We start from the raw sequence: 21,581 nt of genomic DNA on the forward strand, positions 1-21,581 counted from the left end.
CTCGATACCCGTGACTGAAACTCCCTAGTTTCATAAAAGAGATGCAGTGACCGCTTTTGGCCGATTGCCGACCTCGGCGAAGGACCGCTATGGGTCGAAAGCGGACATTCGCCAGTGTCTGCTTTCGACCCAAAACGGACGCTGCGCCAGACATCAAAGCCGGACGGATGACTTATCGGGTATCGCTCGCTACCCTGAAAGCCCCGTCGCCTGACGGTTTCCAGGTCAAGTCCCATTTCACCAGACGAGCATGTCATGAAATCCCCCACAGGTTTGCTGCTGTCGGCTATCGAACTGGACCGTGCCAGTGCCATACCCCTGTACCGCCAGCTGTATCTGCAGATTCGCAAACAGATACTCAACGGCAGAATTCAGGAGGGCGTGCGCCTGCCGTCGACCCGGACCTTGAGCATCGAGTTGGGGCTGTCGCGGATCACCATCCTCAATGCTTTCGATCAGTTGATTGCCGAAGGTTTCCTGGCCTCGCGCACGGGTGCAGGTACGTATGTCGGTACTGAGTGGGAAAGCCGGCGTATCGAGGACGAGCAACCGCGCCAGCCACCGCGCCTGTCCGAACTGAGCCAGTCGATGCTGTCGCTGCGCAGCGATCATTTTCGCGGGGTGTCCTATGCCGACTGGGATCCCGCGACGCCGACCTCCTTCCTGCCCAGTCACAGCACCTATGAAGAATTTCCGCAAGCCATCTGGCGGCGCCTGATGAACCGTCATTTGCTCAAGCCGACCAAGGCGATTCTGGGTTATGGCGAGTTGCAAGGTTTGCAGGCGTTTCGCACAGCGATTGCCGAATACGTCTTCGATGCGCGAGGTATCGACTGCAATGCCGAGCAAGTGGTGATCGTTTCCGGCGCACAACAAGCGTTCAACCTGCTGGGCATGCTGCTGCTCAATCCGCAGGACAGTGTCTGGATGGAAGACCCCGGGCACATCGCCGCGCGAATTGCGTTGCAAGCCCAAGGGGCCAAGATCATTCCGTTGCGTATTGATGAGCAGGGGATCGATGTCCAGCAAGGCCTTGCCGAGTGCCCTGATGCACGCCTGGTATTTTGTACGCCTTCGCGTCAGCATCCTTTGGGTGTCACCCTGAGTTATGTGCGGCGCCAGGCGCTCATCGACTGGGCTGCGCAGCATCAGAGCTGGATCATCGAGGACGATTGCGACAGCGAGTTTCGCTACAGTGGTCGACTTCTCCCGGCACTGTATGCCTTGGACCAGATGGCCCGGGTGATCTACGTCGGCACGTTCAGCAAAGTGCTCTTTCCGTCACTGCGACTGGGTTACGTGATTCTGCCGCAGGCTCTGGTCGAGCCCTTCTGCACCCTGCGCGCGGTCATGGATCGCAGCCCGCCCACGCTGCTTCAGGCCACAACGGCGGACTTCATGAGCGAAGGCCACTTCCTGGGGCACATCCGCCGCATGCGTGCACTGTACAAGGCGCGCCAGCAGGCATTGATCGAACAACTTGAAAAGCAGATCGGCAGCTTTTTCAGGATCACTCCGACGGATGCCGGCATGCACCTGATCGCCTGGCTGCCCCCCGAACTCAGTGACACTGACATCGCCCGGCAACTGGCCCGACACAACATTCACACCTACGCCTTGAGCGACTACCGCATCAAGCATGACCTGCCACCTGCCCTGTTGATCGGCTTTGCCGGCACGCCTGAAAAGCAGGCCCGGGAGCGTGTCGAGGAGCTGGCCCAGGCCTTGCGCACGCTGGGTTACCTTCCGCCGGCCACTTGATGCGAGGCAAGTGGCCTTATCAATTAGTTGATAATGGATCTATCGAGAGTTCCTGACTGGCGCGATAAAGGCTGCGCCGGTAGACCCGGAGTCTGAACCAGGAACGACTCTAATGAACAACAAGATCCAGGAACGATTCAACGCCTTGCTGAGCCACAAGGTGGTCGAACAGGTAGCTGCTCCAGCGCTGACCGAAGCACTGGCCCAGCGGTTGCTTGAGCGTCTCGGGCAATTGCGCCTGTTTGCCCACGCCTATCCGCTACTGACCAACCTCACCCACGGTCGTGTCACCCCCGCCGACCTGCTGGACTTCGCCTATCGCCACGAGCTGCAAGGCCTGAGCCTGCACTTGCTCGACGGCGAGGAAAACAGCCTGAGCCAGATGTCGCCAGAGCAGCTCCAGGCGTTTGCCAGCAAGGCCAAGGCGCTGGGGCTGGATGTGCACCTGGAAATCAGCAGCACGCTGAAAAAGGATGTCGACCAGGTGATCGCCATCGCCAAGGCCCTGGGGGTGCGCAACATCCGTGTCTACTCACGTTACGAGGGCACGCTGTCGCGGGTGATGGACGTGATCGAGACCGACCTGCACTACCTCGCACAACAGGCCGACGCCAACGATCTGTACTTTGACTTCGAGCAGCATGAAGAACTCAAGAGCAGCGAAATCGCGCAGTTGCTCAACCGTCTCAACCACCCTCGCCTGCATGCCCTGTTCGACTTCGGCAACATGATCAATGCCTGCGAACAGCCCCTGCAGGCCCTGCACAACCTGGCGCCGCACATCCGCCAGGCTCACCTCAAGGGCGTACGCATCGTCCCCGAACAAAACGGCTTCGGCCATTACGGCGTATTGCAAGGCAGCGACGAAGACGACCTGCCCAGCGCCCGCATGCTGTTCGAACTGTTGATGCTGGGCGAAGCAACCCCACAGGTGATCGCGTTCATTCTCGAGCAGGAAAATCACTACGTGGCCCCGGCCTTCCGCCAGAGCCTTGAAGCGGCCGATCCATTCATTGCTTACCGGGAGATGAGCGAAACGCCGCTCCCGAAAGGCTACTCGCTCGAGCGCATGCTGGCCGACGAACACCGCTGGGCGAACAATCAGGTGGCCTATGTCCGACGCTTGCTGGGCGAACTGCGCACCTTGGCTGAACTGACCCTGGCCACCCCTTCCAACGCCTGAACCTGACGACCCGATTACGCCCGGAGAACAATAATGACAACTCAAAACAAGGCCAAATGGCTCAGACTCCTGATTCTCATCCTCGGTGGCGGCACCATTTACAAGTTGGCGAACCTCAAGGACGCCTTCTATGTCCCCATGCAGGAATTCATGGGCCTGAGCCACACTGAAATCGGCGTGCTGTTGAGTGCCAACGCGATCATCGCGACTGCACTGTTTGTGGTTGGCGGCCTGCTCGCCGATCGCTACGACACGCGCAAACTGATCCCCCTCGGCCTGATCGGGACCGGAGCTCTTGGGTTGTACCTGGCAACCTTTCCGCCCTTCAGCAGCTTGCTGATCGTGTTCAGCCTGTTGGCCGTCTGTGCCGACTGCCTGTTCTGGCCATCGCTGCTCAAAGCCATCCGTAATCTGGGTGACGATCAGGAGCAAGGCCGGTTGTTCGGCCTGCTGGAAGGCGGGCGTGGCGTGGTTGATACGCTGGTGGCCTTTTCCGCACTGGGCGTGTTCGTCGCCATGGGCTCGGGGGAAACCGGCCTGAAGTCGGCGATCCTGTTCTACTCGGTCATCGACATTCTGGCCGGCACCCTGACCTGGCTCCTGCTCAAGGGCGGTAACGCGCAATCGGCCGCCAAGCCGAAAAACGGTCTGGCGAACCTGATGGAGGCGATCAAGGTACCCGGTATCTGGTTGGTCAGTCTCAACGTGTTCATGGTCTACATCGTCTACTGCGGCCTGACCTATTTCATTCCCTACCTCAAGGAAATGTACGGGTTGCCCGTGGCGTTGGTCGGCGCCTACGGCATCATCAACCAGTACTTCCTGAAAATCCTCGGTGGGCCTGCCGGTGGTTTCATTGCCGACAAGCAGTTCAAGAGCACCAGCCGTTACCTGAAGTGGGCATTCCTGGCGTTACTGCCGTTGATGGGCGTGATCATGCTGATTCCAAAAAGCCCGGGCTTCATCTATGCGGGGATGGCGGCCACCCTGTCCTTCGCCCTGATTGTGTTCTCGATGCGCGGCGTGTTCTGGGCACCCATGGGCGAAGTCGGTATTCCCCAGCACATCACCGGCTCGGCCTTCGGCATCGGTTGCCTGATCGGCTATGCCCCCGGCATGTTTGCCTACGTCATCTATGGCGCGCTCCTCGACCACTTCCCTGGTCAACAGGGCTACAACTATGTGTTCACCTTGATGAGCATACTGGCCATCGTGGGCTTCATGGTGTCCAGCCTTCTCTATCAAGCGGTGCGCAAAAAATCCATGCCCACTGGCGGGGTCAATGCGGTACAAGCCTGATCATCGTTGCTCTCGAGGTTGTCGCTGTACCTGTAGGAGCGGCCTTGTGTCGCGAAAGGGCCGCATCGCGGCCCCAGGATTGATGCGCAACAGTTGAAATTGCCGGGGCCGCTGCGCGCCCCATCGCGACGCAAGGCCGCTCCTACATGGGCCCCGCTGATTCAATGAGTTATGTGCAGTTCCATGAGAGATGACAAAAGCTGAGTGGCTTGCCAAGGTCGATCGTCAGCCATTGCAAACAGGCCTGAAGGTGCCATAGGCTGCCTTTCCATGAATCGGCCACTGACACGGGATAAACGATGATCGACCTACAAGGATGTGGAGAGTTTTCAGGCTTGGAGTGCCGGCCTGTCGGGCCCGCTGACGCAGAAATGATCTGCTCGCATCGCCAGGAGATGTTTCTTGAAGCAGGTGGCGACCCTGAAAAACTGCAAGTCATGACTCAGCACTTTCGCCCATGGCTGGAAGAGCGACTCGGTGACGGTCGGTACTACGGTTTCAAGCTCCTGGATGGCGACCAACCTGTCGCAGCCATTGGCTTGATGAGCATTGATTGGCCTCCCCATCCATCGCACCCGACCCTGGACAAGCGTGGGTACGTGCTGAATGTGTTCGTCCAGCCGGCCTACCGTCGCCGTGGCCTGGCTTCAGCCTTGATGCAGGCTGCTGACGCCGAGTTCGCTCGCCGAGGCATCACCTTCGCTGTCCTGCACGCCACCGAGACGGGTAAACCGGTCTATGAGCAAACCGGTTGGACTGGAACGTCGGAAATGGCCAAATCCATTAGTTGATAGTTACCGCTTTCGCCCGAAAGCGGACATTGAAAACAAGACAGAACAAACCAAACAGACAACTCACGCTAGTCTGCAACCGGCTGATACAAGCTCACCGCCTTGGCATCCACCGCCTTGGGCAACAGCCCCTCGCGGTAGAACGCATCGGCGATGCGCTGCTGCTCGGCCAGGTTCTCCGGCTTCACCGGCTGCACGTCGTAGCTGCGCCGCGCATTGGCCTGCTGCACCGTGGCACTGTCCAGGTTGCCCCATAGCGGCCCGAGGATGCGTGCTGCGGCCGCCGGGTTGGCCTTGGTCCAGACACCTGCCTCACGCAGGGCCTGGTACACCTGCTGCAGCACCTCGGGGTGGGCCTGGGCATAGTCGCTGCTGGCCAGATAGTAGCGCTGGTAGCTGGCCAGTTCGCTGCCGTCGGCCAGGATGCGGGCGTTCTGCTGGCGCTGGGCGCTGGCCACGTAAGGGTCCCAGGTCACCCAGGCATCGACCTTGTGGTTCTCGAAGGCGGCGCGGCCGTCGGCAGGGATCAGGTAGGCCGGGGTGATGTCCTTGAAGGTCAGCCCGGCCTTGGCCAGGGCCTGGATCAGCAGGTAGTGGCTGCCAGCGGCCTTGGTCACCGCCACGCGCTTGCCCTTGAGGTCGGCCAGGGTCCTGAGTGGCGAGTCCGCGGGCACCAGGATGGCCTGGGCCGTTGGCGAAGGCGTCTCCCGGGCGAAGTAGGTAAGCCTGGCGCCGGCAGCCTGGGTGAATACCGGTACGGTGTCGGCAACATCCGCCGACAGGTCGACATTGCCCAGGTTCAGCGCCTCCAGCAATGGCAAGCCGCTAGGGAACTCGTGCCAGCTGACGCGAATGCCCTCGGCCTGCAGGCGTTGTTCGAGGCTGCCGCGGGCCTTGAGCAGGGTCAGCAGGGTCGAGGATTTCTGGTAGCCGATGCGCAGGGTCTGTTCGGCGCTGGCGAGGCTCGGCAGCAAGGCGCTGGCCAGCAGCGCCAGGCCAAGCTGGCGCAGGGGTTTGAAGGACATGTAGAGGTCTCCGGAGTCAGGGTTGCGCGGCCAGCGTGGCGGCATCGGATAGGGTGAAGCCAGTGGCGAAGGTCGGTGCCACGTCGAGGCGTTCGCTCATCAGGCCGTGGGCGTGGTAGAAATCGGCGGTGTCCTGCTGTTGCGCCACGGTCTGCGGGTCGATCACCTGCCAGCGCAGCTGGCGGCGCTCGAACTGCAGGCGGGCGGCGTCCTCGGGGAAGCCGATGATCGCGGCCAGGGTTTTCGAGTAGCTGTCCAGGTGCTGGTTGGCCCAGACCTGCGCCCCGGCCAGGCGGTTGAGGTAGTCCTGCAACGCCGCGCGCCGCTCGGGTTGATCCAGCGCCTTGTCGGTGGCGGCGAGGAAGCTGTTGCCGCTGGAAAGGCCGCGGCCGTTGACCAGCACCCGGCCCTGCCCGCTCAGCTCGGCCAGCGCGGTGTAGGGTTCCCAGGTCGACCAGGCGTCCACCGAGCCGTTGGCCAGGGCGATCTTGGCGTCCACCGGCCCGAGGAAGCGGAACTCCACATCCTTCTCGCTCAAGCCGACCTGGTCCAGTGCCTTGAGGGCCAGATGATGGCCGATCGACCCGCGACCGGTGGCGATGCGCTTGCCCTTGAGCTCCGCCGCGCTGTGCAGCTGCGCGTCAGGACGCACCAGCAGCGACGTGCCATAGGGGTCGGACTTGTCCACGGCAATGGCCTTGACCGGTGCCCCCGAAGCCAGCACGAATAGCAGCGGCGCATCGCCGATGATGCCGGCATCGATCGCCCCGGCATTGAGCGCCTCGGCCAGCGGCGCGGCAGCGGGGAACTCGGCCCAGTGGATGTCGTACGGCAGGTCGCGCAATGCGCCTGCGGCTTCCAGCTGGGCGCGCATGTTGCCCTTCTGGTCGCCGATGCGCAGGGTCAGGCGCTCGGCGGCGCCGGCCTGGCTGGCCAGCAGCAGGGCCGCGGCCAGGGTCAGCAGCTTCGATCGGATGGACATGGCGTTCCTCGGTGTCTGGGCGGGCAGCATCATGCGGCCCGTGCCAGGCGACTCTAACGAGATCCGTCAAATAAATTAAATTGATTTTAGGAATATCCTAATATGCGTTTTCATCTATCAAAACAGAACCAATGGCATTACCCGCCAGGCAGATTATGCTAATGCCTTATTTTCCCTCCGACCCTGTGAGCGCCAATTATGAAAATCGATGATATGGACGCCTTCGTCGCGGTCATCCGCTGCCAATCCACCAACCTCGCCGCCGAGGCCCTGCAACTGACGCAACCGGCGATCACCCGCCGGGTGCAGAACTTCGAGGAAGACCTTGGCGCCACCCTGCTCGACCGCAACACCAAGCCGCTCAAGCCCACCCCCATGGGCTTGCGGGTGTACGAGCAGTGCAAGGCGATCCTGCGCGAGATCGACTCGCTGCGCGAACTGGTGGCCAACGATGGCGCGCCTTCGGGCACCCTGCGCCTGGGTGTGCCGCAAACCCTGGGTGACGTGGTGCTGCTCGATGCCCTGGCGCAGATTCGCGAGGCCTACCCGCAATTGCGCACCCAGGTCAGCAGCGGTTGGGGCAGCAGCCTCATCGCGCGCATGGAAAACGCTGAACTGGACGCCGCCGCCGCGCTGTTCCCACCGGGCAAGATCTTCCCCGAAGGCATCGCCAGCCGCTCGATCGCGCGCATGCCGCTGAAGGTGGTAGCCGCCAAGGGCAGCGTCACCAAGCGCAGCTACAAGCTCAAGGACTGCTACACCCGTGGATGGGTGCTCAACCCCGACGGCTGTGGTTTCCGCGCCGGCCTGCAGCGGGCGCTGAGCGAACAGGGGCTGAGCCTGTCGATCAACCTGGAAACCTTCGGCACCGAGTTGCAACTGGGCCTGGTCGCCAACGGCCAGGGCCTGGGGCTGGTGCCCGAACCACTGCTGCAGGCCAGCCGCCACCGCGATGCGCTGGACGTGATCAACGTCAGTGATTTCAAGCCGCAGGTAGACCTGTGGCTGTTCCATCCACGTTACCTGGGCAACCTGCAGGAACCCGTCGAGCTTTTCGGCGAGGTGGCTGGGCACAGGCTGCTGGGGTGACCACGCAGGGGCGCCTGGCGCCCCGCCAATAAATGCAATTCATGCATAACAGTAAAAACAATAAATTCTTAAAACAAATAATTAGCATAGAACCAAAAAGACTTTTACAGCGATCATCCATACGAATACGGTCTTAGCAACACACCGTCATTCAGGGATGAAACCCCATGAGTCACCCCTCCGACAGCGCCCTCGCCGAGCTGACGCAGGCCCTCGCGGCCAACGCCGAACGCTACGACCGCAGCGCGCAGTTCCCCCAGGACAATTTCGACCTGCTGCACCGCCACGGCCTGCTCGCCTTCACCGTACCCCGCGCGCTCGGTGGCGCTGGCGCGAACCTGGCCAGCGCTCGTCGGGTGATCGGCGCAGTCGGCAAGGGCGACCCGGCCACCGCGTTGATCCTGGTGATGCAGTACCTGCAGCACTTTCGCCTGCAGGACGAGGCCCGCTGGCCCGAACACCTGCGCCAGCGCGTGGCCCGCGATGCCGTGCAACAGGGCGCACTGATCAACGCCCTGCGCGTTGAACCCGAACTCGGCACCCCGGCCCGCGGCGGCCTGCCCGCCACCGTGGCGCGGCGCACAGCCGAGGGCTGGCGCCTGAGCGGGCGCAAGATCTACTCCACCGGCAGCCACGGCCTGACCTGGTACCTGGTCTGGGGCCGCAGCGACGACGCCGACCCGCTGGTCGGCGGCTTCCTGGTGCACCGCGACACGCCCGGCATCACCATCATCGATGACTGGGACCACCTGGGCATGCGCGCCACCTGCAGCCATGAAGTGCGCTTCGATGACGTGCTGATCCCCCTCGACCACGCCGTCAGCGTCAGCCCTGCAAGCGCACCGAAGGCCGAACTCGACGGCGAGAGCCTGCTGTGGATGGCCGTACTGCTGCCGGCGGTGTACGACGGCGTGGCCCGTGCCGCCCGCGACTGGCTGGCGGTTTTTCTCAAGCAGCGTGCCCCCTCCAACCTGGGCGCGCCGCTGGCCAGCCTGCCGCGCTTCCAGGACGTGCTGGGGCGCATCGACACCCTGCTGTTCGCCAACCAGGGCCTGCTTGACGCAGCCACCGCCGGGCAGGTCGCCGCGCAGCATGCCGGGCAGCTCAAGCACCTGGTAAGCGCCAACGCCATCCAGGCCGTGGAGCTGGCCATCGAGGCCGCCGGCAACCCCGGGCTGTCGCGGCGCAACCCACTGGAACGGCACTACCGCGACGTGCTCTGCAGCCGCATCCACACCCCGCAGGACGATGTGGTGTTTGGCCAGGCCGGCCGCGCGGCGCTGGCGGAGGTGCACGCATGAGCCATTCGATCATCGCCAGCCAGCTCGATGCCCAGGCCAACCAGCACCTGCGCGAACACCTGCCGGACCATGAAGTCATCGATATCGCCCCCGGCCAGCTGGCCCTCCAAGCCCCTGCCGATGTATTCATCCTGCGCCCGATCAACGTGCGCGGGCAGCGCATCGACACCCCGCCGCCGGGCTGGCCCTGGGGCCTGAAGTGGGTGCAGCTGGTGTCCTCGGGCATCGACTTCTACCCGGACTGGGTGTTCCAGGGCACACCGGTCACCAGCGGCAAGGGCGCCAATGCCGAGCAGGTGGCCGAATTCGCCCTGGCCCTGGTGTTCGCCGCCGCCAAGCAACTGCCGGGGCTGTGGGTCAAGGATGCCGACTGGCGCCTGACCCCTCTGGCGCCGTTGCGCGGCCGCACACTGGGCATTCTCGGTTTTGGCAGTATCGGCCAGAGCCTGGCGCGCAAGGCGGTGGCCCTTGGCATGCAGGTGCTGGCCTTGAGTCGCCCCGGCCAGGCGATCGCCGAGGTGCCCGGGGTGGAGCGCGCCGCCGACCTGCAGCAGTTGTTCGCCGGCAGCGAACACCTGGTGTTGGCGGCCCCACTCACCGCCGCCACCCGTGGCCTGGTCGACCGTCAGGTGCTGGCCCATGCCCGCCCTGGCCTGCACCTGATCAACATCGCCCGCGGTGGCCTGCTTGACCAGCAAGCCCTGCTCGAGGCCCTGGACAGCGGCCTGATCGGCCGCGCCAGCCTGGATGTCACCGACCCCGAGCCGCTGCCCGCCGGCCACCCGCTGTATCACCACCCACGGGTGTTCCTGTCGCCGCACACCTCGGCCATTTCCGAGGACGGCTACCCGGCCCTGCTTGAAGCCTTCATCGCCAACTTCCACCGCTACCGCGAGCAGGCGCCCCTGGCCAACCTGGTCGACACCGCGCGCGGCTACTGATTACCGGAGAGCACACCATGAGTTCACTGTCTGCCGTCACTACCAGCACCGACAAGGTGCGCGACCGGGTCAGCGCCGAAGAGTGGGAGGTACGGGTCAAGCTGGCCGCCGCCTACCGCCTGGCCGCCCTGTTCCGCTGGACCGACCACATCTACACGCACTTTTCGGCCCGCGTGCCGGGGCCGGACGAACACTTCCTGATCAACGCCTTCGGCCTGCTGTTCGACGAAATCACCGCCTCCAACCTGGTCAAGGTCGATGTCGACGGCACCATCATCGACGACCCGCTGGGGCTGGGCATCAACCAGGCCGGCTACGTGATCCACAGCGCAATCCACCGCGCCCGCCCAGACCTGAAGGCCGTGCTGCACACCCACACCCGGGATGGCGCAGCGGTATCGGCCCAGCGTGACGGCCTGCTGCCGATCTCCCAGCACGCGTTGGCCTACTACAGCCGGGTGGTTTACCACGACTACGAAGGCGTGGCCCTGGACCTGGACGAACAGCAGCGGCTGGTGGCCAACCTGGGCGACAGCAACATCCTCATCCTGCGCAACCACGGGTTGCTCACCGGGGGGATCAGCGTCGAGCACGCATTCCGTGAGCTGCATGGGCTGGAGCGGGCCTGCAACATCCAGGTGGCGGCCCAGGCCGGGGGCAATGACCAGCTGCTGCATGCATCGCAGGCGGCGATTGCCAAGGTGCATGAACAGTCGAAGCGGTTTTCCGATGGCAAGGGGGAAGGCATCCAGCGGCATTGGGATGCGTTGATCCGGCAGCTGGACCGCGAGGGCCGCGATTACCAGGACTGACTGGAAGGCAGCTGTCGCCGGTACCGGCCTCTTCGCGGGTAAACCCGCTCCCACAGGTACGGCGCACCACTCAAGGAAAGTGAAACTCCTGTGGGAGCGGGCATGCCCGCGAAGAGGCCGGCACAGGTAACCCCAACTCAATGAAGGACCATCCCATGCCCCGACTGCACCGCCTGTTCGCCATCGGCTCCCTGGCCCTGGCCCTCACCGCCTGCTCCCCAGCCGGCAACACCTCGGCCAGCAACACCCTGAACATCGCCTTCTGGGGCGACAACACCACCCTGGTCAGCGTCGACCCCTTCCAGGTCTACTGGCTGGAGCACCGCGTACTGCTGCGCAACGTGGCCGAGTCCCTGACCGACCAGGACCCGCAAACCGGCCGCATCATTCCCTGGCTGGCAAAAAGCTGGGAGGTCAGTGCCGATACCCTGAGCTACACCTTCCAGCTGCGCCAGGACGTCACCTTCAGCAACGGCGAACGCTTCGACGCCCACGCCGTGAAAACCGCCTTCGACAGCAACAAGGCCTTCGCCACGCAGCTGCCGGCCACCTTCGGTGCCACCTACCTGGCCGGCTATGACCACGCCGAGGTGCTGGACGACTTCACCGTGCGCCTGGTCCTGGCCAAACCCAATGCCGGTTTCCTGCAGGCCACCTCGACCACCAACCTGGCCATCCTTGCGCCGGCCTCCTACAAGCTGACCGCCCAGGCGCGCTCGCTGGGCAACATCATCGGCACCGGCCCGTTCATCCTCGAGCACTACACCCCGGAGGTGGGCGCCCGGCTGGTCAAGCGTGCCGACTACGCCTGGCCATCAGCCAACATGCACAACCAGGGCCCGGCGCACCTGGATGCCGTGGACATCAGCTACATCCCCGAGGAAAGCGTGCGCAACGGCCTGTTCCTGCAGGGCAAGGCCGACATCCTGTGGCCGCGCAACCCGTTCTCGGAAGTCGACCTGAAGCTGTTCCAGGCCAAGGGCGCGACCATCCAGAGCCGCTCGCTGCCGGGCCCGGCGCTCAACCTCTACCCCAACACCCGCAACGACCGCCTGCTGGCCGACCGCCAGGTGCGCCTGGCACTGCAGAAGGCCATCGACCGCACCAGCTACGCGCATACCGTGTACAACGCCGCGTTCCCGGTGGTGAGTGGCGTTTACGACGTCACCACGCCGTACTTCAAGCCCCAGGCCGACAAGCTCGCCTATGACCCTACGGGCGCCGAGCAACTGCTCGAGGCCGCCGGCTGGCACAAGGGCGAGGACGGCTACCGGCACAAGAACGGCCAGCGCCTGACCCTGCGCTACAACCTGACCCCGGCCGAAAGCGCCGGTGACGTGCTGGTGCAGGACCAGTTGCGCAAGGTCGGCATCGACCTCAAGCTCAATGTGCTGACCCGCGCCGAATGGGTGGCCGGGAACGCGTCCGGCAACTACGACCTGACCTCCACCTACATGACCCGCGCCGACCCGATCATCCTGCAGACCATCCTCGACCCGCGGGCGGCAAGCAGCACCACGTTGGCCACCAACACCTACGAACCGCACACCCTGGCCAGGGCCCAGGCGCTGTTCGACAGCGGCATCACCGCCACCGCCGCCCCGCAACGGGCCCAGGCCTATGGCCAGCTGCAGGACCTGCTGGTCGACGAGGCGTCTGCGTTCCCGCTGTACGAACGCGTCTGGCAAGCCGCCACCGCGCCGCGGGTCAAGGACTTCCGCTGGACTGCAGAAGGCTTCGCGCTGCTCAGTGACATCCAGGTCGGCCAGCCATGAAACGCTACCTGATCGGCCGCATCGGCCAGGCCCTGTTGGTGCTGTGGGGCGCCTACACCATCACCTACTTCATCCTCTACCTGCTACCGGGCGACACCCTGGCGATCATGCTCAGCGCCTCGGGCATGGAGGCCGATGGCCTGTCACCCGAGGACCTGGCCAAGGCCCGCGCCTACTACGGGCTGGACAAGGGGCTGCTCGAGCAGTACTTCGACCTGCTGTGGCGCGCCCTGCACGGTGACCTCGGGCAGTCGTTGTCACTGGGCCGGCCGGTCACTGCGCTGCTGGCCGAGCGCCTGCCGCAGACCCTGGCCCTGGCCGGCGCGGCCATCGCCCTGTCGCTGCTGGCCGGGGTCGGCCTGGCCTACCTGACCGCCTACCTGCAATGGCGGCCACTGAAGACCGCCCTGGCACGCCTGCCGTCGCTGGGTTTCTCGGTGCCGGTGTTCTGGATGGGCCTGCTGCTGATCCAGGTATTCGCCTTCGCCCTCGGCTGGTTCCCGGCCACCGGCAGCCAGGGCCTGGCCAGCCTGGTGCTGCCGGCGATCACCTTGGCGATCCCCAGCGCCGCGGTGTACGCCCAGGTGCTGCAGCGTGGCTTCCAGGGCGTGTGGCAGGAACCCTACATCACCACCGCCTTCGCCAAGGGCCTGAGCCGGGCCCAGGTGCAGGCGCGCCATGGCTTGCGCAACGCGGCCTTGCCGCTGTTGACCCTGATCGGCCTGCAGGTCGGCAATACGGTATCCGGCGCGGTGCTGGTGGAAACCATCTTCTCTCGCAACGGCGTCGGCCGCCTGGCCCAGGAGGCCGTGCTGCGCCAGGACATCCCGGTGGTGCTGGCGATCGTCGCGGTATCGGCCACCGCCTTCGTGGTGGTGAACCTGATCGTCGACCTGCTCTACCCGTACCTCGACCCACGCATTACCCACACGGCCAAGGTGAGCTGAGATGACCATCGACCTTTCCCTGTCCCCGATCGACACCCAGCCCACGGGCGAGGTGGCACATCCTGCCAGCGCCTGGAAGCGGCGCACGCACCTGCAGCGCGCCCGGCAGGCCCTGATCCCGCTGCTGCGCAGGCCCGGCTTCAGCCTGGCGCTATTGATCGTGCTGTTCGCCCTGTTCGCGGCACTGGCCCCGCAGTTGCTGACCAGCTTCGACCCCTACGCCACCTCGCCCGCCGACAAGCTCAGCGCCCCCGGCGTGGTGCACTGGTTCGGCACCGACGAGCTGGGTCGCGACCTGTATACCCGGGTGGTCTATGGCGCGCGCCTGTCGGTGCTGGCCGCATTGCTGGCGGTGGCCATCGCCCTGCTCGGTGGCCTCGGCCTGGGCGTGCTGGCCGGCTTTGCCGGTGGGCGCGTCGACGCGGCGCTGATGCGCCTGATCGATGTGTTGCTGGCACTGCCCGGCCTGCTGCTGGCCTTGGCCATCGTCACCGCGATCGGCTTTGGCACGGTGCCGGTGGCAGTCGCTGTGGGCGTCGGCATCATCCCGGGCTTTGCCCGCACCACCCGCGCCGAAGTGCTGCGCATCAAGACCCTGCCCTATGTCGAGGCCGCCCGCCTGGGCGGCGCCAGCTGGGCGCGCACGCTGCTGCGCCATGTGCTGCCCAACGCCTGGGGCCCGGTGGCGGTGCTCGCCACCCTGGACTTCGGCGCCGCCATCCTGGCCACCGCCGGGCTGAGCTTCCTCGGCTTCGGCGCGGCGCCGCCGGCGGCGGAATGGGGCACGCTGATCGCCAACGGCCGCCACTTCCTGATCACCGCCCCTTGGGTCTCCCTGCTGCCGGGGCTGTTCGTGGTGGCCGTGGTGTTCAGCCTCAACCACCTGGCGCGCAGCGCCGAGGAGCATGCCCGATGAGCCAGCGCCCCCTGATCGAGGTCCGCGACCTGAGTGTCAGCTACACCTTCGCCGGGCAACCCATCCAGGCCTTGCGCCGGCTGTCGTTCAGCCTGGCACAGGGCGAGACGCTGGCCATCGTCGGCGAGTCCGGCTCGGGCAAGTCGACCCTGGCCAATGCCCTGCTCGGCCTGCTGCCGGGCAATGCCCGCATCGAGCAGGGCCAGCTGTGGGTCGACGGCGTGGATGTGGCCCGGGCCAGCGAGCGTACCCGGCGCCAGTTGCGCGGGCGCACCGTCGGCCTGGTACCGCAGGACCCGATGGTCAGCCTCAACCCGACCCTGCGCATCGGCCGGCAGATTGCCGAGGCCTTGCTGCTGGCTCGCGGCCGACGCTACCCGACGGTGGATGCCGAGGTGCTGGAACTGCTGGCCCAGGTCGGCCTGGACGACCCGGCGCTGCGCGCCCGCCAGTACCCCCATGAACTCTCCGGCGGCATGCGCCAGCGGGTGCTGATCGCCATCGCCCTGGCCGGCGAGCCGCGGCTGATCATCGCCGACGAGCCCACCAGCGCGCTGGACGTGACGGTGCAGCGGCGCATCCTCGACCACCTGCAACGGCTGGTGGCCGAGCGCGGCATCGCGCTGCTGATCATCACCCATGACCTGGGCATGGCCTGCGACCGCGCCGACCGCCTGCTGGTCATGAAACAGGGTGAGCTCGTCGAGCAGGCCTCGCCCAGGCAGATCCTCTGGGGCGCACGGCAGCCCTACACCCGCGACCTGCTCAACGCCGCGCCGGCCTTCGTGCCACGGCGCAGGCCTGGCGCGCCGAGGGGCCAGGCAGCGCTGCTGCGCCTGAGCAACGTCGGCAAGCACTTCGCGTTGCCCGGGCAGGATGCCCACTTCACCGCCCTGCATGACCTGAACCTTGAGGTGCATGCCGGGCAGACCCTGGCCATCGTCGGCGAGTCGGGCTCAGGCAAGAGCACCGCGCTACGGATCGCCCTCGAGCTGGAAAAACCCAGCCACGGGCGGGTGGAGTTCGCTGGCGTGGACGTCAGTGCCTGCAGCTGGCGGCAGTTCCGCCCCCTGCGCCGGCGCATCCAGCTGGTGCAGCAAAACCCGTTCGCCGCGCTGGACCCGCGCTTCACCGTGTTCGACAGCATCGTCGAACCGCTGGTGTCGTTCGGCCTGCTCAAGGGCGAGGCCCTGGAGCGCAAGGCTCGTGAACTGATCACGCGGGTACAGCTGCCGGTGCACTTCCTCGACCGCCTGCCCCGGGAGCTGTCGGGCGGCCAGCGCCAACGGGTGGCGATCGCCCGGGCATTGGCCCTGGAGCCCGAGGTGCTGCTGCTCGACGAACCGGTCAGTGCGCTGGACGTGTCGGTGCAGGCGCAGATCCTCGCCCTGCTGGATGAGCTGCAGCGCGAGCTGGGAATGGCCTATGTGCTGGTCTCCCACGACCTGGCGGTGGTGGCGAGCATGGCCGACCAGGTGCTGGTGCTGCAGCGCGGCCAGGTGGTCGAGCAAGGGCCGGCGGTGCAGGTGTTCGGCCAACCGGCCAGCGCCTATACGCGAGCGCTGATCGAGGCGATACCCGGGCATTCGCGCAGCGTGCTGCCCGTGGCGGTTTGACCGTTTTGCCGTGCGGCACGGGCGTGCCGCGCGGATCAGACATTGAGGCCTATCTGGCAAGAGGTATTGAACGTGAGCAAAAGACAGATCCATCTCGGCGCGATGATCCACGGTGTAGGCCACGGCTGGGGCGAATGGCGGCACCCCGAGGCGCTGGCCGACGCCAGCGTCAACTTCGGTTTCTACAAGCAGCAGGCGCAATTGGCCGAGGCGGCCAAGTTCGATTTCGCCTTCATCGCCGACAGCCTGCACATCCATGCCCGCTCCAGCCCCCACTACCTCAACCGCTTCGAGCCGCTGACCATTCTCTCTGCACTGGCGGCGGTCACCACCCATATCGGCCTGGTGGCCACGGTCACGGTCAGCTATACCGAACCGTTCCAGGTCGCCCGCCAGCTCGCCTCGCTGGACCTGATCAGCGGCGGCCGCGCCGGCTGGAACGTGGTCACCTCATGGCTGTCGGGCACCGCCGACAACTTCGGCAAGGACCAGCACCCACCCCACGCCGTGCGCTACCGCATCGCCCGCGAGCATGTCGAGGTGGTCAAGGGCCTGTGGGACTCCTGGGAAGACGACGCCTTCACCCGCGACAAGCAGAGCGGCGAATTCTTCGACCCGGCCAAGTTGCACACCCTGGGCCACAAGGGCGAGTTCTTCAAGGTCAAGGGCCCGCTGAACATCCAGCGCTCGCCCCAGGGCCAGCCGCTGATCTTCCAGGCCGGCGTGTCGGAGGACGGGCGCAACTTCGCCGCGCAGAACGCCGATGCAATCTTCGTCAACCCCGAGTCGTTCAGCGATGCCCGCGCCTACTACCAGGATTTGAAGCAACGCGCCGCAAGCCATGGCCGCGACCCGGACCAGCTGTTCATCCTGCCGGGCATCCGCCCCATCGTCGGCCGCGACGAAGCAGAGGTGGAGCGCCGCTACCAGCAGGCCGTCGACCTGGTGAGCATCGAGGACGCCCTGGTCGCCCTCGGCCGCCCGTTCAACGACTACGACTTCAGCCAGCACGAGCTGGATGCACCGTTCCCCGACCTGGGCACCCTTGGCGACAACAGCCACAAGGGCACCGCCGACCAGTTGAAGCAACTGGCCCGCGACGAAAGCCTGAGCCTGCGCCAACTGGCCTTGCGCTTCTCGCGCCCAAGACGCGACTTCACCGGCACCCCCGAGCAGGTCGCCAACGCCTTGCAGGACTGGTTCGAAGACGGCGCCGCCGACGGCTTCATCATCAACTCGCTGCTGCCCGATGGCCTGCAGTATTTCACCGAGCTGGTGGTGCCCCTGCTGCAAGCGCGCGGCCTGGTGCGCAGCGAATACAGCGGCAGCACCTTGCGCGACAGCTTTGGCCTGAGCGTTCCGACCAACCGCAACACGCTGCGCCGCGGGCAGATCGCAGCTGCCTGAATCCGCCCCACACGAAAAGGAGTTCCATTGCATGAGCCTAGAATTCATCGGCCTCATCGGCCCCCAGGAAAGCAGCGAATCACAGGCCCCGCGCGGCCCGCTGGTCGACCTTGATTTCATCAAGGCCTTCGCCCAGGCCCAGGAATACGCCGGCTTCGACAAGGCCCTGCTGGCAGTCAACACCAGCGCGCCGGACTCGATGATCCTGGCCAGCTACGTAGCCGCGCTGACCGAGCGCATCGGCCTGCTGGTGGCGCACCGCCCCGGGTTCCAGGCGCCAACCTTCGCCGCCCGCCAGTTCGCCACCCTCGACCAGCTCAGCCGCGGCCGCGCCTCGATCAACGTGATCACCGGCGGCGACAGCGGCGACCTGCAGCGCGACGGCGACTTCCTCGACAAGGATGCCCGCTACGCCCGCACCGACGAATACCTGCAGGTACTACGCAACACCTGGACGCAGACCACACCGTTCGACCACCACGGCGAGCATTACCGGGTGGAAGACAACCTGACCCTGGTCAAGCCGGTGGGCAAGCTGCCGGTGTACTTCTCCGGCGCTTCGGAGGCGGCGGTGGAGGTCGCGGCGAAACACGCCGATGTGTACATGATGTGGGGGGAGCCACTGGAGCAGGTGCGCGAGCGCATTGCCCAGGTGCGCAAGGCCGCGGCCCGCCACGGGCGGGAGAATCACATCCGCTTCAGCCTGTCGCTGCGGCCGATCCTGGGGGCCACCGAGGAAGAGGCCTGGGCGCGGGCCGAACGCATCCTGGCCGATGCCAGGCAGCGCATCGGCATCCGCCAGGGCAACCGCCGCGAGAAGAATTTCGGCAAGAGCAATGTCGGCTCCGAGCGCCTGGTACAGCTGGCCGGCCAGCGCAAGGTGCACGATACCCGGCTGTGGACCGAAATCGCAGCCCTGGGCGGCGGGGCCGGCAATTCCACCTCACTGGTGGGCACGCCCGAGCAGGTGGCCGAAGCGGCGCTGGCCTACTACGAACTGGGTGTGAGCACCTTCCTGTTCCGTGGTTTCGAGCAGTTGCGCGATGCCGTGGAGTACGGACAAGAGCTGATTCCGCGGATCCGCGCGCTGGTGGCCCAGCGTGAGGCAGGACGCAGTACGCGTTCTGCATAGGCCCTGCCGCCTGTGCAGGCCCTTTCGCGGACAAGCTCGCGCTCACGGAACTGCACAGGACTCGTCGCCCCAGCCCTTTGGGCCGCGCTGTCGCACAGATAACTGAATTTGCAAGCGATCCTCGTACCCTGTGGGAGCGGCTTTAGCCGCGAAGAATCCAACACTGTGCATGGCACCGGCTGCGCCGGTGTTCGCGGCTAAAGCCGCTCCCACAGGGTCCCTGCTAATTCAATGAGTTATGTGCAGTTCTATGAGAGCGGGCTTCGCGGCGGTTCGACGCCTCGATGCACCCGCCTCAACATCAGTATTACGCATTTCTACTGATTAGCTTTATCAGCAATAAACATAATTAATATAGAACCAAAAAGCCTTTCACAGCACCGTGAAAGTCCATTAGGTTCTGTAAACCGACCCCAACATGGCGGAGGCAAATGGATTTGTGCCAGCCGCCGTCGGGTCCCTCCCTTCGATCCGCCCGTTGCGCACATCCGAACCCAACCTTCTCGGAGCATGCGACATGGGATTGTCCCGTAGAGACCTGATCACCCGCCTCGCCGCTATTGGCGGCTATTCGGCAGCCCTGGGCGCGCTGGGGCAGAATGCCCTGGCTGCCACCTTCCAACCCCTGCAACTGGCCGCAAGCGGCGGCAACGGCAAGCGCGTGGTGATTGTCGGGGCGGGTATTTCCGGCCTGGTATCCGCCTACGAGCTGCGCAAGGCCGGCTTTTCGGTCACCGTGCTGGAGGCCCGCGAGCGGGTCGGTGGCCGGGTCTGGACCTTGCGCCAGGGCGACCGCGTCGAGCACAACGACGGCAGTTCGCAAACCGTCGAGTTCGACCCGGGCCACTTCTTCAACGCCGGCGCCGCGCGCCTGCCCAGCCATCACCTGACCATCCTCGGCTACTGCCGTGAGCTGGGCGTGGAGCTGCAGGTGCTGGTCAACAGCAGCCGCAACGCCCTGGCCCAACCAGACCTGGCTCGCCCGCCGCTGCTGCTGCGCCAGGCAGTCAACGACACCCGCGGGCACTTCAGCGAACTGCTGGCGCGCAGTGTCAGCCGCAACTCCCTCGATGCCGAGCTCGACAGCAGCCAGCGCAAGGCCTTGCTGGACTTCCTCAAGGTCTACGGCGACCTCGACAGCCAGCAGCAGTACCGCGGTTCGGTACGCGCCGGCTACACCCGCTTCGCCGGCGCCGGCGACCAGACCCCGATCCAGCGTCAGCCGGTGCCGCTGGACCAGCTGCTGGACAGCAACCTGCTTTTGCCGCTGGTGTTCGACGAAATCCCCGAGTTCTCCTCGACCATGTTCCAGCCGGTCGGTGGCATGGACCAGATTCCCAAGGCGTTCTATCGCCAGGTCAAGGACAGCGTGCGCCTGGGCGCCGAGGTGCTGGGGGTGGACACCGGTGACAACGGTGCCAAGGTGGTCTGGCGCGACCGCAAGAGCGGCCAGCAGCACGTCGAACAGGCCGACTACGCCATCGTCACCCTGCCCCTGCCGCTGCTGGCCAAGCTGCCGAACAACTTCGACAAGGCCTTCAGGCAGGCCATCGCCAGCGCCGAAGGCGACAAGGCCAACAAGGTGGCCTGGCAGTCGCCGCGCTTCTGGGAAACCGACTTCCAGATCTATGGCGGGCTCAGCTACATCAACCACGAAGCCCGCACCCTGTGGTACCCCAGCGATCACCTCAACAGCGCCCAGGGTGTGCTGGTCGCCACCTACAACACGGGCGCGGTGGCCCAGCAGTTTGCCGCCAAGCCGCTGCAGGCCCAGGTCGCCTCCTCGCGCCAGGCGGTGGAATCGCTGCACCCGGGCCACAGCCACAAGCTGGCCAGGCCGGTGGTGGTGAACTGGTCGAAGATCCCCTTCAGCGAAGCGCCGTGGATCGTCCATGACGAAGTCGCCCAGCCCGGCTACGACCTGCTCAACCAGCCCCAGGGGCGTACCTGGCTGGCCAGCGACGCCCTGGCCCATGGCGGCGTGGGCATCTGGCAGAACAGTGCCGCCGAGTCCGCCCGCCGGGTGGTCGGCCTGATTGCCAAACACGCCAGCCAGACCACCCGCGGCGTTGCCGCCTGACCTGCAAGGAACCACCCCCATGCCTCGTCTTCTTCTGCTTGCCGGAGTACTCATGTCGCTCACCCTCAACGCCCACGCCGACGGCATCAAGCGCGTCGCGCCACCCGGCTCGAACTTCCCCATCTCGCAGCTGGTCACGGTACCGGCCGGCAGCCAGCTGACGTTCATCAGCGGCACCCTGCCGGACGTGGCCGACCCAAAGGCGCCCAAGGGTAGCGTTGCGGCGCTGGGCAACACCGAAACCCAGGCCCGCTCGGTGCTGAACAAGCTGCGCACGGCGCTGCACAGCCAGGGCCTGGACCTTGGCGACATCGTCCAGTTACGGGTGTTCCTGGTAGGCGACCCGGCCAACGGCGGCGCCCTCGACTTCGCCGGGCTGCAGGCGGCCTACACCGAGTTCTTCGCCACCGCCGAGCAACCCCGTACACCGACCCGCACCGCCATCCAGGTGGTGGCCCTGCCATTGCCGGGCGCGCTGGTGGAAATCGACGCGATCGCGGCCAAGGCGCCGTAAGTGCGCCAGC

Annotated in this window: 18 protein-coding genes; 16 read left to right on the forward strand and 2 right to left on the reverse strand. The window is 65.5% G+C overall.

Annotated features, from left to right (window positions below):
• Positions 1 to 255: 255 nt before the first annotated feature.
• From CAG22_RS16330 to CAG22_RS16345, 4 genes are all read left to right on the forward strand, one after another.
• Positions 256 to 1,761, forward strand: coding sequence for a PLP-dependent aminotransferase family protein (locus CAG22_RS16330; RefSeq protein ID WP_085705797.1), 1,506 nt, complete (start codon positions 256 to 258; stop codon positions 1,759 to 1,761).
• A 112-nt stretch (positions 1,762 to 1,873) separates the two neighbouring features.
• On the forward strand, positions 1,874 to 2,944 hold the full coding sequence (locus tag CAG22_RS16335) for a sugar phosphate isomerase/epimerase (protein ID WP_085705798.1): 1,071 nt from the start codon (positions 1,874 to 1,876) through the stop codon (positions 2,942 to 2,944).
• 33 nt (positions 2,945 to 2,977) lie between these two features.
• The gene (locus CAG22_RS16340) at positions 2,978 to 4,243 is read left to right on the forward strand and encodes an MFS transporter (RefSeq protein ID WP_025339453.1); all 1,266 of its coding nucleotides are present in this window, start codon (positions 2,978 to 2,980) and stop codon (positions 4,241 to 4,243) included.
• A gap of 299 nt (positions 4,244 to 4,542) precedes the next feature.
• Positions 4,543 to 5,034, forward strand: a complete 492-nt coding sequence (locus CAG22_RS16345; RefSeq protein WP_085705799.1) for a GNAT family N-acetyltransferase — start codon at positions 4,543 to 4,545, stop codon at positions 5,032 to 5,034.
• Between the two features lie 68 nt (positions 5,035 to 5,102).
• Here the strand turns inward: CAG22_RS16345 and CAG22_RS16350 are convergent, their stop codons facing one another.
• A complete protein-coding gene (locus CAG22_RS16350) occupies positions 5,103 to 6,059 on the reverse strand; it encodes an aliphatic sulfonate ABC transporter substrate-binding protein (RefSeq protein WP_075045444.1) in 957 nt (318 codons plus the stop codon).
• A gap of 16 nt (positions 6,060 to 6,075) precedes the next feature.
• Complete coding sequence (locus tag CAG22_RS16355) at positions 6,076 to 7,041, reverse strand: ABC transporter substrate-binding protein (RefSeq protein WP_085705800.1); 966 nt, start codon at positions 7,039 to 7,041, stop codon at positions 6,076 to 6,078.
• A 198-nt stretch (positions 7,042 to 7,239) separates the two neighbouring features.
• On the opposite strand from CAG22_RS16355, the gene CAG22_RS16360 reads away from it, so the two are divergent.
• From CAG22_RS16360 to CAG22_RS16415, 12 genes are all read left to right on the forward strand, one after another.
• Positions 7,240 to 8,130 (forward strand): LysR family transcriptional regulator, encoded by an 891-nt coding sequence (locus CAG22_RS16360; RefSeq protein WP_075045447.1) that lies wholly within the window; start codon positions 7,240 to 7,242, stop codon positions 8,128 to 8,130.
• Positions 8,131 to 8,297: 167 nt separating this feature from the next.
• Positions 8,298 to 9,431, forward strand: a complete 1,134-nt coding sequence (locus tag CAG22_RS16365) for an acyl-CoA dehydrogenase family protein (RefSeq protein ID WP_085705801.1) — start codon at positions 8,298 to 8,300, stop codon at positions 9,429 to 9,431.
• Entirely contained in the window at positions 9,428 to 10,372 is a 945-nt protein-coding gene (locus CAG22_RS16370) for a D-isomer specific 2-hydroxyacid dehydrogenase family protein (RefSeq protein ID WP_085705802.1), read from the forward strand. The genes CAG22_RS16365 and CAG22_RS16370 overlap by 4 nt, the downstream gene beginning before the upstream one ends.
• Before the next feature lie 17 nt (positions 10,373 to 10,389).
• Positions 10,390 to 11,184 carry a class II aldolase/adducin family protein gene (locus tag CAG22_RS16375; RefSeq protein WP_025339460.1) on the forward strand — a complete coding sequence of 265 codons (795 nt, stop codon included), beginning with the start codon at positions 10,390 to 10,392 and terminating at the stop codon, positions 11,182 to 11,184.
• 155 nt (positions 11,185 to 11,339) lie between these two features.
• Positions 11,340 to 12,959: an ABC transporter substrate-binding protein gene (locus CAG22_RS16380; protein WP_085705803.1), complete on the forward strand. Its 1,620-nt coding sequence runs from the start codon at positions 11,340 to 11,342 to the stop codon at positions 12,957 to 12,959.
• The gene (locus CAG22_RS16385; RefSeq protein ID WP_075045452.1) at positions 12,956 to 13,906 is read left to right on the forward strand and encodes an ABC transporter permease; all 951 of its coding nucleotides are present in this window, start codon (positions 12,956 to 12,958) and stop codon (positions 13,904 to 13,906) included. The genes CAG22_RS16380 and CAG22_RS16385 overlap by 4 nt, the downstream gene beginning before the upstream one ends.
• Before the next feature lies 1 nt (position 13,907).
• On the forward strand, positions 13,908 to 14,822 hold the full coding sequence (locus tag CAG22_RS16390; RefSeq protein ID WP_075045453.1) for an ABC transporter permease: 915 nt from the start codon (positions 13,908 to 13,910) through the stop codon (positions 14,820 to 14,822).
• Positions 14,819 to 16,438, forward strand: coding sequence for an ABC transporter ATP-binding protein (locus CAG22_RS16395; RefSeq protein ID WP_085705804.1), 1,620 nt, complete (start codon positions 14,819 to 14,821; stop codon positions 16,436 to 16,438). Before CAG22_RS16390 ends, CAG22_RS16395 begins: the two co-directional genes overlap by 4 nt.
• Positions 16,439 to 16,510: 72 nt before the next feature.
• Positions 16,511 to 17,845 (forward strand): LLM class flavin-dependent oxidoreductase, encoded by a 1,335-nt coding sequence (locus CAG22_RS16400; protein WP_075045455.1) that lies wholly within the window; start codon positions 16,511 to 16,513, stop codon positions 17,843 to 17,845.
• A 31-nt stretch (positions 17,846 to 17,876) separates the two neighbouring features.
• A complete protein-coding gene (locus CAG22_RS16405) occupies positions 17,877 to 18,977 on the forward strand; it encodes an LLM class flavin-dependent oxidoreductase (protein ID WP_085588200.1) in 1,101 nt (366 codons plus the stop codon).
• 517 nt (positions 18,978 to 19,494) lie between these two features.
• Entirely contained in the window at positions 19,495 to 21,057 is a 1,563-nt protein-coding gene (locus CAG22_RS16410) for an FAD-dependent oxidoreductase (RefSeq protein WP_085691918.1), read from the forward strand.
• A gap of 19 nt (positions 21,058 to 21,076) precedes the next feature.
• Complete coding sequence (locus tag CAG22_RS16415) at positions 21,077 to 21,571, forward strand: RidA family protein (protein ID WP_075045458.1); 495 nt, start codon at positions 21,077 to 21,079, stop codon at positions 21,569 to 21,571.
• The last annotated feature ends 10 nt before the right edge of the window (positions 21,572 to 21,581 follow it).

This window comes from Pseudomonas sp. B8(2017) (assembly GCF_002113575.1).
GTDB classification, from domain to species: Bacteria; Pseudomonadota; Gammaproteobacteria; order Pseudomonadales; family Pseudomonadaceae; genus Aquipseudomonas; species Aquipseudomonas putida_Z.

Excerpts from the sequence above, each read along its gene's own strand:
- CAG22_RS16330 (WP_085705797.1), top strand. The coding sequence starts at position 256 with ATGAAATCCCCCACAGGTTTGCTGCTGTCGGCTATCGAACTGGACCGT.
- CAG22_RS16335 (WP_085705798.1), top strand. The coding sequence starts at position 1,874 with ATGAACAACAAGATCCAGGAACGATTCAACGCCTTGCTGAGCCACAAG.
- CAG22_RS16340 (WP_025339453.1), top strand. The coding sequence starts at position 2,978 with ATGACAACTCAAAACAAGGCCAAATGGCTCAGACTCCTGATTCTCATC.
- CAG22_RS16345 (WP_085705799.1), top strand. The coding sequence starts at position 4,543 with ATGATCGACCTACAAGGATGTGGAGAGTTTTCAGGCTTGGAGTGCCGG.
- CAG22_RS16350 (WP_075045444.1), bottom strand. The coding sequence starts at position 6,059 with ATGTCCTTCAAACCCCTGCGCCAGCTTGGCCTGGCGCTGCTGGCCAGC.
- CAG22_RS16355 (WP_085705800.1), bottom strand. The coding sequence starts at position 7,041 with ATGTCCATCCGATCGAAGCTGCTGACCCTGGCCGCGGCCCTGCTGCTG.
- CAG22_RS16360 (WP_075045447.1), top strand. The coding sequence starts at position 7,240 with ATGAAAATCGATGATATGGACGCCTTCGTCGCGGTCATCCGCTGCCAA.
- CAG22_RS16365 (WP_085705801.1), top strand. The coding sequence starts at position 8,298 with ATGAGTCACCCCTCCGACAGCGCCCTCGCCGAGCTGACGCAGGCCCTC.
- CAG22_RS16370 (WP_085705802.1), top strand. The coding sequence starts at position 9,428 with ATGAGCCATTCGATCATCGCCAGCCAGCTCGATGCCCAGGCCAACCAG.
- CAG22_RS16375 (WP_025339460.1), top strand. The coding sequence starts at position 10,390 with ATGAGTTCACTGTCTGCCGTCACTACCAGCACCGACAAGGTGCGCGAC.
- CAG22_RS16380 (WP_085705803.1), top strand. The coding sequence starts at position 11,340 with ATGCCCCGACTGCACCGCCTGTTCGCCATCGGCTCCCTGGCCCTGGCC.
- CAG22_RS16385 (WP_075045452.1), top strand. The coding sequence starts at position 12,956 with ATGAAACGCTACCTGATCGGCCGCATCGGCCAGGCCCTGTTGGTGCTG.
- CAG22_RS16390 (WP_075045453.1), top strand. The coding sequence starts at position 13,908 with ATGACCATCGACCTTTCCCTGTCCCCGATCGACACCCAGCCCACGGGC.
- CAG22_RS16395 (WP_085705804.1), top strand. The coding sequence starts at position 14,819 with ATGAGCCAGCGCCCCCTGATCGAGGTCCGCGACCTGAGTGTCAGCTAC.
- CAG22_RS16405 (WP_085588200.1), top strand. The coding sequence starts at position 17,877 with ATGAGCCTAGAATTCATCGGCCTCATCGGCCCCCAGGAAAGCAGCGAA.
- CAG22_RS16410 (WP_085691918.1), top strand. The coding sequence starts at position 19,495 with ATGGGATTGTCCCGTAGAGACCTGATCACCCGCCTCGCCGCTATTGGC.
- CAG22_RS16415 (WP_075045458.1), top strand. The coding sequence starts at position 21,077 with ATGCCTCGTCTTCTTCTGCTTGCCGGAGTACTCATGTCGCTCACCCTC.